Raw genomic sequence first — 12637 nt, forward strand, 5'->3', positions numbered from 1 at the left:
CTTCCTCTCACGCCAGGGCTTCGAGCTTGCCGCCAAGCGGCACGTTCGGCGCCAGGCCGTTTTCGACGACGACGAGATCGTAGCCGCCGCCCGATCTCAGCCGCCATTGACCGCCGACCAGTGGCGTCTTGGCGACATTCTTCTGGGCGAATGGCGGAAGCTTCTCGTTGCCCCAGGCAATCGGCCCGACAAGCGTATCGAGCTTCGTTTCGCCGATCGCCTTGGCGACCGCGTCGGCATCGCCTGCATCCTCGGTCCGCTTCATGACATCGACGGCGAGTTCGAAAAGCGCATGGGCAAAGCCGATCGGCTGCGTCCACGGACGTCCTGTCGCCTTGGTGAAGGCATCGGCAACAGCGGAAGCAGTCTCGCCCGTCAGCGACGACTTGAAGGGATGGCTGGGAGTCCACCAGACCTCGGTCGAAAGATTGTGGCCGGCATTGCCCAACGCCTCGACCGTCTGCGGGAAGAGAAGCGCCTTGCCGATCGAGGCGACCTTCGGCTTCAAACCCTGCTGCTTGGCCTGATTCCAGAAGGTGGTGAGATCGGGCGGGATCATCACCCCGGTCAAAATATCGGTATTCGCCTGCTTGAAGGCGTTGATTTGAGCCGAAAAATCATCCGTGAGGTTCTGGTAGCGACCGGTATCCGTCAGCCCGTAGCCGAGCTTTTCCAGAACCGGCGGGAAGCCGACCACCTTGTCGCCCCAGGCATTGCCATCTCCATCATTCGGGAACAGGCCCCCAACCTTCTTATTGGTCTCGATCTGGCTCCACATGCCGGTATAGACGGCGATGATATCCTCCAGGCCCCAGAAGAAATGATAGGCATAGTTGAACGGCTTCCACGAGGCGGGATCACCGGGATTGCCCTGCTGGCCGATGAACCATGGCTGCCAGGGCGCGACCGTAGAAATGCAGGGCATTTCCTCGCTCTCGCAGGTCGTCGAGACCGGGTTGGTCGTCTCCGGCGTCGAGGATACCAGCATCAGGTTGATCTGGTTGTCGACGATCAGTTCCTTTGCCACTTCGGCGGCGCGGTTCGGGTTCGACTGGCTGTCCTTGACCACGACCTCGTAGTTCAGGCCCTTTGCCTTCGTGATCGTCAGAAAGGCGTCGATGACGAACTTGTCGGCCTCGCCGAAAGCGGCGAGCGGCCCAGTCTGCGGGCTGACATAGCCGAGCTTGATCGCCGCATTCTTGGCAATCGCCGGCATGGCCAAGCCGGAGGTCGCAATCAGCACACCGCCGGCAGCCGTCGTCTTCAGAAAATCGCGTCTCGTAAACATGTTTCCTCCCCTCATCGTCTCTCCTCCCAAAGAGAGCGCCAGCCGGCGCTTGGATTTCAGTCTCTCGGCCGCCGGCCCTCCCAGGCATCCTGCAGCAGCACGCGGATCGATTCCCAATCGATCGGTCGTGGGTTCCAGTATGGGTTCTCGACGGCGATCGACGCGGCACGATCGAGATCAGCCTCCGTCAGGCCGAAATCTTTAAGCGACAGCGGCGAGCCGATCGCCTTGGCGAAATCCCAAAGCCCGCCGCCGATCGAGCCGCCGAAAATGCCGGCTGCTTCCGCCAGCTCCGGCGCTGCCGCAGCCGCGTTGAAGGCGGCCGTGTGCGGCAGCATCACCGCATGGGTTTCAGCATGTGGTGTGTCGAAGGAGCCACCCAGCGTGTGACAAATCTTGTGATGCAGGGCCATGCCGACGGTGCCGAGCACCGAGCCGCAGAGCCAGGCACCGTAAAGCGCATCGCTGCGCGCTTGCGTGTTCTTCGGATCATTGACGATGACAGGCATGCTCCGCGCAAAGGCCCGAAGGCCTTCAAGCGCCATCAGGCTCGAAATCGGATTGCGGTCTTGCGCATAAAGCCCCTCGATGGCGTGGGCCATGGCGTTGAGGCCGCTCGTCACGCTCATGGCGACCGGCAGCCCGAGTGTCAGCGAGGGATCGTAAATCACGATCTCCGGCAAGATCTTGGCGTCGCGCACCGTCGTCTTGCGGCCGCCGTCCGTCTGTCCAAGGATTGGTGTCACTTCCGAGCCCGCATAGGTCGTCGGGATGACAATCTGGAGAAGGTCGGTGCGGTAGGCGATCGCCTTGCCAAGCCCGGTGGTCGATCCGCCACCAAGGGAGATGACGCAATCCGCCCCTGTCTCCACCACCACCCTCATCGCCGCCTCCGTCACATCAACGGGCGTATGCATCGTGGCGCCTGAGAAGACACCGCAGGCGAGCTGGCCGATCTCGGAGGCCAGTGCTTCCGCATCCGCCTTCTGTTGCAGCGTTGCGAGCACCAAAGCCCGCTTGCGGCTGGCTTTCTCGATCCATTCCGTCACCTTCTTGCGGCTGCCAGCGCCGAAGACGATCTGGGCAGCGCTGCCCGCATAGGAGAAATTCTGGGTCATCCTGCTCTCCCTGGCTTTGTCCGGACCATGACGAAGGTGAGGTTCACCGCCTTGGCGCGCTGTCCCTCGATCTCGATCGGTTCGAAGCAGGCAACGAGCTCCGGCCGAACGCCGAAGAGAGCATCTTCGCCAAGATGCGGGTCGCTCGCATCGTAGATATGGGTGGTGACCGTCTCGAACCCCCTCGCCCGTATGACGAAATGCAGGTTCGCCGGGCGACGCAGCGGATAGCCTGCCTCGGCAAGCAGCCGTCCGACCGGCCCATCATCCGGCACGCCGTAGCCGGATGGCATCACGGAGCGATACCGGAAGCGTCCATCGGTATCCGTGCGGAACAGGCCACGCAGATTATGTTCCGGCTGCAGATCCGGTTGCTGGTTTTCATAAAAGCCCTCGCCATTGGCCTGCCATGTGACGATCTCGGCGCCAGCAATCGGCAGACCATCAAGATCCTGTACCCGGACGGACACCATCAGCGGTTCGCCGATGCCATCCAAGGAAATCGAGGATCCGGAGGAACGCTCGGGCGCATCATTGCGATAGAAAGGCCCGCGAATGGTGTTCGGCGTTGCCGCTTGCGGCCTACGGGAATTAATGTCCTCCACGAGCGCGGAAGCGCCGATGAGATCGGACAGCAGCACCCATTCCTGCCGCCGCTCATCCGAGGCATGGCCCACTTCGGTCAGGAACGCGATGATTTTCCGCCATTCCTCCTGGGTCGGGCGAAACTGCTTGATGAGATCGTGAACATGGGTGACGGCAGCGGCGATCAAACGCGGTAGATTACCGTCGTTACCAGCGGAGAAACGCTCGGAAAAAGCTTCCGCCGACGTTGCCTCGCTAAATGTGAGCGCCTTGGAACGCTCCGCCATGTTCATCCTCCGCGATCTGCCGTGCATATCCAGGAGAATAGCAGTCGATCGCGCATGGATTGATGATTTTGTTCGTAGATAATATAACGGATCGTTATGAAGTTCGATGAACGCCACCTCATCCAGCTTGCCGCCGTCGTCAAGACAGGCGGCGTCACCGAAGGTGCGGCCCTGCTGGGCCTCGCACAGCCTGCCGTCTCGCGCACCTTATCGATGCTGGAAAAGCGCGTCGGAGAGCCGCTTTTCATCAAAGGGCGCCGGCCGCTGCAGCCAACGCCGCTTGGCCTGTCGCTTGCCGAACATGGCCTTGTCATGCTGGCGGCCTCGCGCAAGGCGTCTGATCTTGTGGAGAGCTTCCGTGTCGGCAAGAGCGGGGTCGTCCGGATCGGCGGTACACCCTTTTTCATGGACGCACTGATTGCCCGGCTCTGCGCCGAGTTTCAGGCCAGCCATCCGGATGTGCGCATCGACCAGAGTTACGGCTATTTCCCCGACCTGCGCGCAGCCCTCAAGGCCGATCAGATCGATCTTGCCATATGCCCGATCGACATACTCGACGAGGGTTCCGGGCTCGAATTCCAGCAAATCCTTCCCGGACGCAACGTTGTCGCCTGCCGGGTGACGCATCCGCTACTTTTGAAGCGTCGGCCGCAGCCGAGCCACCTTCTCGACTATCCCTGGATTGCGCCGCCACCAGGAAGCCCGCTGCTAGCAGACTTACGCGCTTTGCTGTTGTCCTTCGGCGCGACGGAGATCAAGATCCGCTACACCGGCGGCTCTTTGATGAGCGTGATCAATTACCTGAAATCGGCCGATGCGCTGACCGTCATGCCGCATAGCGTCGTTTTCGCCCAACGTAAGGAAAAGACGATCACCGCCCTGCCAATCACCATCCCCCACCCGGAACGCGCACTTTCGATCCTCAAGCGCATCGACGCCCCACGCACACCCGCCGTCGATCAATTTGCCGAATACGTCCGCGCCGGCTTCCAGGACCTTCGGCATCTGATCAAACGCCACGAGGAATCGGTGATCTGGGGACTTTGACGACGGCAGCCACACGCCGGAGGCAAAGCCGCCTTAAAATTATCCCTGGCTGGCAGAAGGGCTTCTTCAGGCCCACTCTTCCGCCAGTCCTCTATCGGCGGTGGTCATCGATTTTTCCGAGAGTGGCTCCAGAGCCGACAAGACACTGGTAAAAGCCTCATCGAGAATGAGCAGCTTGCGGGCATGCGCGTGCGCATATTCCTCATAAAAGCCGCGCGAGATCCACAGTTGGGAGCGACCGCGCCGGCCGCTCCAGCCGACGCCTCCGATCGATTCCGCCGCGGCAAGCTTGCGACTGGTATGGGCTCGCGACAGACCGAATGATTGAGCCAGATAGGAAATCGAACTCACATCCGTCAGGAGCCTGCCTTGTCCCGCCAGCACCTCGGGCTCTATTCCGGCGATCAGCCGGTCCATCAGCAGCCCGCCGGCATCGGCCCAGGTGAAGATCGTATAGAGCGGGCCAGGGCTTCGAATTGCCGGACTCGTCAAAAGTGCGTGCGCCGCAATCGGCTGCACCAGTGCCAGCAGGTTTTCCGGCTCGGCGTGGAATCTCGCCGCCCTGTTGCCGCCGCCGATGAGATCGAGAGCTTGAAAATGTACGCTATACCAGTGGGCCAGCATCTGCAGTGTGAACGGCGCCGGCGCCACCTGCTCCGATTGCAGACCGTTTGGGACGGCGATCGGGCGAACAACATCATATTGCAGGGCTTCGTCAAAGAAGGCATAGGCCGTATTGCGGCTGGCAATCGCATATTGCAGAGCGAGATTTCCAAGGCCACGCCGGGTCAGTCCTGCTCCCGACACGCGAATTGTTCGAAAGTAGTCACCTAGTGCGGCATGGCAGAGGAGCCAGCGTTGCTGGGTCGCAAAAAGTGCTGCGGTTCGCGGCGAAGTCTCATGGACTGCAACGAAGCTCCGCGCCAATAAGAGGACTGCGCGGGAGAATGCCACCGGCTCGAACAGACTGTCTGTCTTGCCGGTGGGCAATGCCCCGCTCGCACGCATGCCGCCTGCCGGCCGATGCACACGAAAATCAAGCACCTTTCCCATGAAAAGCTCTCTCAAGATTGTCGACTGGCTGGCGTCCGGGTCATCGCTATGCCGTTCCGGGACAATCATGCTGGTGAAGAATGCACAATCCGAAGAAGCGCGGGCAGCGGCCAAGAATATCCCGCCCGTTCTTGACGATATTGAGCACATCCCATCAGCTCATGAACAACCGCCGTAATTTCTCATTATCCATTCAAACAATAGTCGGAGCAGCGCGGCGAGGTCCTGATAAGGCCCCGGCAAGATTCTGATATTTTCTGATACTTTTCTGAAATTGGTGATTTTGCTGGGAAAATTGGCATCTTGCCAATTCCGTTTGAGCTTGCCACTCGACCAATAAAGGGATGTGATCTTTTTCTCGATAGCGGCGTCGGCACGTTGACTGTCGAGCAAGGCTCTCCTTATATTGCACTATATTTTAAATGGTACAGTTGGGGATCATTGGGAGCAGGTGTTTTGTTTTGCTGGATTCGTTCTTGATCCAGATCGTGCCGAGCTTCACGGACCTGACGGTTCCGCGATCCGGCTACGCCCAAAGGCTTTTGAACTGCTGAGCTTCCTCGTTGCCAACAGCGGCCGTGTTGTCGGTAAACAGGAACTGATGGAAGCTGTTTGGCCCGGGATCTATGTCGGGGAAGACAGCCTGTTTCAATGCATTCGCGAAATCCGCACGGCGCTCGCTGACACTGAGCGGCACATGATCAAGCTTGTGTCTGGCCGTGGCTATCTATTCACCGCTGAAGTAATCGCAAGGCAGGAGAGCCTAGTACCGCAGCCCGCAGGGCGGGATATGCCGGTCTCCGATGCAAGTGTCATGGCAAACGGTGCTGAGACACCCGGTCGGCGTGGATCGCGCAAGGTTTTGGCTTTCGGCGCATTGGCAATGCTTTGCGCGCTCGCCGTCATCATTGGCGTCACTGTCTTTTCCTCTCGGGGCAGCGATGTTCTGGGCTCGGGTCAATCGGTCATCGAAGTTCTGCCTGTTGTCGATACCGTCGGCGATTCCCAGAGCTCCGTTTTGGCGCAGGGCATCGGCGCGGAGATGATCAACGGCCTCGCCGCGATCGACAATATCCGCTTGATAGCACCGAAAGAACAAAACCCGTCGGCAGCCGCAAAACCGATTTCCGGACTTCGCGGCGAAGCCGATTTTCTCTTGCAGAGTGAGCTGCAAAGAAGCCCGCAAGCCTGGATCCTTCAAACGCGGCTCATCAAGGTGAGCAGCCGCGAGATCGAATCGGTCGCCGAGGTGACGCTGGATGCCACCGAACCCGACAGGCAGCGCCTTGCCTCGCGGCTTGCTGCGGGAGCCGGCTACGAACTCGCCAACCGCCTCAACAAACTCGAAGAGGCCGGCAGTCTTGCACCCGAAGCCGGCGCCGCCAATGTCGCGATCCAACAGGCAACCGCATCCATCAATCAGACGACGAAGGAACGCTTCGCGACTGCGCGATCGATCCTTGAAAAATATCTGAGCGATCAACCGGACAATGCCGATCTGCAGATCGCACTTGCTGCACTGCATCTGCGCGGCATTCAGCTCGCCTGGTATGATCCGGCCGAGAGCAGGGAAGCGGAGAACGAGGCAAGATCCCTGATCGAGCGCGCGTTGCGAACAAGACCGAATTCTCTCCCGGTGCTCGACATCTATTGCCGTTTCCTGACCGCAACCAACCAGTTTTCCGAAAGCCTTGTGGCTTGTGCAAGAGCGCTGAGCCTCAATCCTTGGGATGGCGCGGCGCTGTTCCAGCTTGGCCTGACACAGATTCAGCTCGGGCGTTTCGAGGATGCGCTTGCGACATTCGAGCTGGCCGACCGCTTCGATACGCCGGCGGTGTCTCGCTGGACCTGGCTGCTGGGCGCGGGATGGGCTGATATACTTCTCAATCGCAATGAAGATGCCATTGGATGGCTGCAGCGGTCTATCGCAATCACGCCCGGCACAGGACGCGCGCATATGCTTTTGGCGACCGCCTATCAGCGGTTGGGCCGAACCGACGAAGCCAAACAAGCTCTGGCGAAGGGGCTGGAACTGAGACCAGGCTCGACAGCCGCGAATATCGCCCTGCCCGCTCGTAATACCAGTCCGATCTACCTCGCAGCGCGCCAGGATATCAGCCAAACGCTGATCGAGCTCGGGCTACCGGCCGGGGACGAGGCGCAAAAGTCCGACGGCGGGAACTGACAAGGAAAGTATTCAGTCGGCCAGCATCTATTAAAAATACAACTCATTGCTAGAAGTTGAGTCGCCGTCTAAACCACGCCTTTATATGTTTTGCCCATTCTCAGACCAAAGATTAAATTTTTTCTGGTAGGAATAATGAGCACTCCCTTTTTGCGGCAACTAAGCCGCCTGACAAAGGATCGCGCTGGCAATTTCGCGACACTGACGGCGCTGATCGCAGTCCCGCTGGCCGCGGCTGCCGGCTTGGCAGTTGATTACGCATCCGCGGTACATCAACGAACGAATTTGCAGGAAATCGCCGATGGAGCCGCTCTTGCCGGCGGCAAGATTTTCGATGGCACCAACTTGGCTGCCGCGCAGGCGGAGGCCACACGCTTCATCACCGCCTACGCGGACACGACGCCTGCCAACCTCAGCTATACCATCACAGCAAACGGACGCATCCTTTCGGTCAATTTGACCGGGGCGGTGCCCACAAACCTGATGCGCATCGTCAACATCAACAGCGTCAACATCGGCGTGAACTCCCAAGCCACGGCTCCGGCAAAGCCCGACATCGTGACGATCACGCCGACACAGGCGCAGGGATGGTACTATAAAGTCATCACGATCCGCGTCGTCAGGCCCAATGCGACAGCTGAAACCGTGGTCGGCACCGTGACCTATCAGCCGACGACTCATAACAACGATGGTCAGGGCACCATGACGGCCGTCCCGTCCGGCCCGATTACGCTGGGCCAATACACCAAGCTCGTGCTGCAGATGGACGTCAAGGACGATGGCTGCCCGCTCGGCAAGACGGCGTCCATCTCCAACAATAGTGCCGTGAGCTGTAACAGCAAAAACTCGGCCGGCACAAAATACGATCTGACGCTACGGACCGATGATCCAAACACCTCGAACTATCTCTTCGTCGACGGGAGCCAACTCCCCAAGGGCGTCACCTTGCCGATCGAGAATTATTTCGGCTGCCAGGCCACCCAAAAACACGCCTGGGAAGATGGCGGTGGTTGGGATCGACAGGACTTTTTCTATACGATCTCATCGCAATGTTCGTCGGCCGATGGCGATGCCGTGCGCCTCACGAACTGATGCGACGGCAAGCTGACGACCGGCTGCGTCGTTGATCCTAACCCGGCGCCATTGGCGCCGAGCTTGTCGCAAAGCCGGTTGGCTTAACGGCGCGAACCGAAGGGACGGAGCGCCATATGGCGATTGACGTCCTTATAAAGCAGGTAGCGGAACGGGCCTGGACCGCCAGCATAGCAAGCCTGCGGGCAGAAGGCACGCAACCACATGAAGTCGCCGGCTTCGACTTCGACCCAATCCTGATTCAAGCGATAGACGGCCTTGCCTTCCAGCACATAGAGGCCATGCTCCATGACATGGGTTTCCGCGAAAGGAATGACGGCGCCGGGCTGGAGAGTGACGATCGTCACGTGCATGTCGTGCCGCAGGTCGGACGGATCGACGAAGCGGGTTGTTGCCCAGCGTCCCTCCGTGCCCGGCATGACGGACGGCGCAATATCCTTCTCGTTCAAGATGAGCGGCTCCGGATGAGCCAGCCCTTCGACAGCCTCGTATGCCTTGCGCACCCAATGGAAGCGAGCATGAGCGCCCGAGCGGTTGTGCAGCGACCATTTCAGGCCCGGTGGCAGGAAGGCATAGCCGCCCGGCTGGAGAGCATGCTTGCCGGAGGGCAAGGTGAGTTCGACTTCGCCATCGACGACGAAGAGCACACCCTCGGCCTCGCTATCCTGTTCCGGCCTGTCACTGCCGCCGCCCGGCGCCACTTCCATCACATATTGCGAAAAGGTCTCGGCAAAACCCGAGAGCGGCCGTGCGATCACCCAGCAGCGCGTATCGTTCCAGAAGGGCAGATAGCTGGTAACGATGTCCTGCATCACTCCCTTGGGGATGACCGCGTACGCCTCCGTGAATACGGCACGCCCCGTCAGCAAGTCGCTCTGGGGCGGATGGCCGCCAAGAGAGGAGTAGTACTTTCTTTCCATTGTCTAAGCCCTTCATTCTCATCGTTTCGGGGTTAAGGCATCTGCCTTCCCGTCATTGCATAGGAAGCCGGAATGCAGCGTTACGTTGCCCCTGCCCCCTCCAGTAATTTCACGATCCCAGCATAACCGCGACTGCGGGCATGCTGCAGCGGTGTCATGCCGTCATTGTCGGCCAGATTGACGTTTGCGCCGGCATCTATCAACAGCTTGACGATTTGAACATGACGCGAACCGCCGTCGCCGAGAATGACGGCCTCGATCAGGGCCGTCCACCCCAGCCGATTGATGTGATCGACATCGACGCCCGCCTTGATCAAGGTGTCGACGGTTTCGACGTGACCGCGCTCGGAGGCTGGAATAAGCGCCGTGCCGCCATATCGGTTAGTGCTCTTGAGATCCGCCCCATGGGCGAGCGTCAGCTTGAGAATATCAAGATGGCCACGAGCGCCGGCATAAAGATAGGGGCTGTCTTGAATATCGTCCTTGGCATTGACGTCGGCGCCCGCCTCGATCAGCGCCCGTGCGGCCTCCGCCTTGTTGCCATGGGTCGCGACAAGAAGCGGCGTCGCGCCGTTTGTATCTCGCACCTCGATGGCGGCGCCACTATCAAGCAATTGATGGATGGCGGCGACATCACCCGTCGCGGCAGCCTTGTGTAGTCGAAGATCCATTGTGTCGCCGGAGGCCATAGAAGAAGTGCAGACAGCCGCCAGGAAAAACGAAGCCGACAACAGAAGTTTCAACATGCCTTGTCCCGGTGGTGCCTTTGCCCAAACCTAGCAGGGAACCACGCTTCGGAAAATCAAATATCCGAGCCCTGACCGCTGAGAAAACGAAAACAGTTTCAGGATTTTGCATTGCAATAGCCGGCATCCACGATCTCGGACCGGCAGTTACCGCTTTTGGTGCCAGCCCATGTCTGCCACCACGATCGACGGCGGTATGGAGCCGATCTGCAGCCGCACGCAAAAACCGTGGCCGGTATCCGGGAACGAAACCCGCCCGCCGTGAAGTTCGGCAGCCTTCTTGACCAGATTCAGTCCCAGGCCTGCGCCAGATGAGCTGGCATTGATGCGGCGAAACGGCTCGAAGACACGGTCGCGCTCCTCCAGTGGTATGCCGGGACCTTCGTCGCAGACATCGATCGTACCGGCCGCGCCGACGCGAACGATGATCGCGCCCTTTCCTCCGGCGTGATCGATCGCATTTCGGATCAGGTTGACGACCGCCATTTCGATCGTCGATGCCTGGATCACGAAGACTGCTTCCTCAGAGTTCGGCTCGAAGTCGAAATCGTAACCGGCGTCCATCGCAATCGGCGCGAGATCGGCAGCGATGTTTTCGACCAGCCCATTCAGATCCTGCTTCTCCGCGCGCAATTCGACCACGCCGATCGCCTGCATCTCAAGGAGCTGATGGGCGACGCGGGACAATCGGTCGATATCGTCCCGAAGCTGGTGACTGACTTCCGCTTCGGGCAGAAGGTCCGCCCGCGTCCGCGCGATCGCAATCGGCGTCCGCAGCTCATGCGCAGCATCGGCAAGGAAGCGGTTATGCCTATTATACCCCTCGTCCAGCTTCGAAAGCGCATGATTGAATGCGTCCACCAGAGGAATGATCTCGGTCGGCACCTTCGAACGCTCGAGACGGGCCGAGCGGGTGTCGAAGTCGATCGCCTGCGCCTGCGTTGCCGTTTCCACAAGCCCGCTCAGCGATCGGCCGACGGCGCGCGGCGTAACGAGCAGCGTCGCAATCCCGGTCAGCGCCAGTATCGGAGCGACGCCGATGAAGATGACGAATGCCAAGGCCGGCAATACGTTGAGCCAATGGATCTCGCCACGCGGCCCCTTGGGAACTTCGACACGCATATTGATCCACACGTTCAAGCCGTCATTGTCAAAGCCTTGCTCGGTGGCCGCCATGATCTGCAGCTTTCCGGCTGATGTTTCCCGGTTCTCGACCGTGGCATGTGCCCCATTGCCGGCCTCCACTCTCGCCCGGTCGATCGTCCACGGAAAACTCTCCGTGAGAGCGGCCGTCGGTATCTGCCCGTATTGAAGGAGTATCCCCTTATGGTCGCGGATCGTGAACCAGAGCTCCGGATAGCGTCGCTTCAGCTCCACCACCTCCTGCGTCTCCGCCACTTGCAGCTGCCCGTCATCATCCCTCGTCACCTGCTGCGCGACGACGCGCACGGCCTCCTCATTGGCATCCTCCAGCTCGGGATTGATGATCCAGATCCAACCGACGAGAAGGACGAAGAAGAGAACGAGAAGGAAGGCTTGCAAGGCAATCAGGCGCTTTATCAGCCCCCAGCGTAACGATCGGCTGCGCTCCGGGCTCATGCCTTGGCCCGGATCAGGTAGCCGATGTTGCGCACTGCCCTTATCTCGACCGTGGCCTCGGCCAGAAACAGCTTCTTTCGAATGCGGGAGATGTGAGCATCCAGGGCATTCGAGCCGATCTCGTCCTCAAGGGCATAGACCGCCTCGATCAGGCTTGGCCTCGTCACGATACGGTTCGGGCGGCGCATCAGCGTCTCCAGCACCAGATATTCACGGCGGGGAAACTCGACAAGGGAGCCTCCGACAAAGATCTCATTGGTTCGGGGATCGACGCTCAGATTGCCGAAATTCAGATAACGATCAGAAACCGTCGGCCCTCGTCTCTGCAGAGCCCTCAACCGCGCGAGCAGTTCCTCGATCGCAAAGGGCTTGGCCAGATAGTCGTCGGCACCGCTGTCGAGCCCGTCGACGCGATGGTCGACGCTGCCGAGCGCGGTCAGCACCAGGATCGGCGCGGGATGCTTGCGCTGGCGCAGTGCGGCAACGAGATCCAGCCCTTCGCCGTCGGGCAGACGGCGATCGAGCACGAGGACATCATAGGTCCCGACGCGAGCCATGGCATCGGCATCGGCAATCGTACGGACATGGTCGGCTAGCACATCGCGGCGCCGCAGCGCCTCGAGCAAAGCGCGGGCCATTTCGGGCTCATCCTCAAGCAGCAGAATTCGCAATGACTTTTCCCCAAAGGACGGCGATTGCCATCCTTCGCCCCCACTG

11 protein-coding genes are annotated in these 12637 nt (G+C 60.0%); 3 read left to right on the forward strand and 8 right to left on the reverse strand.

The window, feature by feature from the left end; translation table 11 throughout:
• Positions 1 to 7 precede the first annotated feature (7 nt).
• From ABOK31_RS21265 to ABOK31_RS21275, 3 genes are read right to left on the reverse strand one after another with little or no spacing between them, the layout of a single operon-like run.
• Positions 8 to 1288: an ABC transporter substrate-binding protein gene (locus ABOK31_RS21265; protein ID WP_349960614.1), complete on the reverse strand. Its 1281-nt coding sequence runs from the start codon at positions 1286 to 1288 to the stop codon at positions 8 to 10.
• A 56-nt stretch (positions 1289 to 1344) separates the two neighbouring features.
• Entirely contained in the window at positions 1345 to 2406 is a 1062-nt protein-coding gene (locus tag ABOK31_RS21270) for a maleylacetate reductase (RefSeq protein ID WP_349960617.1), read from the reverse strand.
• Positions 2403 to 3278 carry a dioxygenase gene (locus ABOK31_RS21275; RefSeq protein ID WP_174181330.1) on the reverse strand — a complete coding sequence of 292 codons (876 nt, stop codon included), beginning with the start codon at positions 3276 to 3278 and terminating at the stop codon, positions 2403 to 2405. The genes ABOK31_RS21270 and ABOK31_RS21275 overlap by 4 nt, the downstream gene beginning before the upstream one ends.
• Before the next feature lie 96 nt (positions 3279 to 3374).
• On the opposite strand from ABOK31_RS21275, the gene ABOK31_RS21280 reads away from it, so the two are divergent.
• Entirely contained in the window at positions 3375 to 4325 is a 951-nt protein-coding gene (locus ABOK31_RS21280) for a LysR family transcriptional regulator (RefSeq protein WP_174181331.1), read from the forward strand.
• A gap of 66 nt (positions 4326 to 4391) precedes the next feature.
• On the opposite strand, the gene ABOK31_RS21285 is transcribed toward ABOK31_RS21280, so the two are convergent.
• Positions 4392 to 5378 carry a hypothetical protein gene (locus tag ABOK31_RS21285; protein WP_349960620.1) on the reverse strand — a complete coding sequence of 329 codons (987 nt, stop codon included), beginning with the start codon at positions 5376 to 5378 and terminating at the stop codon, positions 4392 to 4394.
• A 451-nt stretch (positions 5379 to 5829) separates the two neighbouring features.
• On the opposite strand from ABOK31_RS21285, the gene ABOK31_RS21290 reads away from it, so the two are divergent.
• A complete protein-coding gene (locus tag ABOK31_RS21290) occupies positions 5830 to 7563 on the forward strand; it encodes a tetratricopeptide repeat protein (RefSeq protein WP_349960624.1) in 1734 nt (577 codons plus the stop codon).
• A gap of 135 nt (positions 7564 to 7698) precedes the next feature.
• The gene (locus ABOK31_RS21295; RefSeq protein WP_174181338.1) at positions 7699 to 8655 is read left to right on the forward strand and encodes a TadE/TadG family type IV pilus assembly protein; all 957 of its coding nucleotides are present in this window, start codon (positions 7699 to 7701) and stop codon (positions 8653 to 8655) included.
• 83 nt (positions 8656 to 8738) lie between these two features.
• Here the strand turns inward: ABOK31_RS21295 and ABOK31_RS21300 are convergent, their stop codons facing one another.
• The 4 genes from ABOK31_RS21300 to ABOK31_RS21315 all read right to left on the reverse strand — a co-directional run bounded on the left by ABOK31_RS21300 (position 8739) and on the right by ABOK31_RS21315 (position 12591).
• A complete protein-coding gene (locus ABOK31_RS21300; protein WP_174181340.1) occupies positions 8739 to 9575 on the reverse strand; it encodes a bifunctional allantoicase/(S)-ureidoglycine aminohydrolase in 837 nt (278 codons plus the stop codon).
• Between the two features lie 80 nt (positions 9576 to 9655).
• Positions 9656 to 10246, reverse strand: coding sequence for an ankyrin repeat domain-containing protein (locus tag ABOK31_RS21305; RefSeq protein ID WP_349960626.1), 591 nt, complete (start codon positions 10244 to 10246; stop codon positions 9656 to 9658).
• A gap of 222 nt (positions 10247 to 10468) precedes the next feature.
• A complete protein-coding gene (locus tag ABOK31_RS21310) occupies positions 10469 to 11920 on the reverse strand; it encodes a HAMP domain-containing sensor histidine kinase (protein ID WP_349960629.1) in 1452 nt (483 codons plus the stop codon).
• Complete coding sequence (locus tag ABOK31_RS21315) at positions 11917 to 12591, reverse strand: response regulator transcription factor (protein ID WP_349960631.1); 675 nt, start codon at positions 12589 to 12591, stop codon at positions 11917 to 11919. The genes ABOK31_RS21310 and ABOK31_RS21315 overlap by 4 nt, the downstream gene beginning before the upstream one ends.
• Positions 12592 to 12637: the final 46 nt, after the last annotated feature.

This window comes from Rhizobium sp. ZPR4, assembly GCF_040215725.1.
GTDB lineage: Bacteria > Pseudomonadota > Alphaproteobacteria > Rhizobiales > Rhizobiaceae > Rhizobium > Rhizobium rhizogenes_D.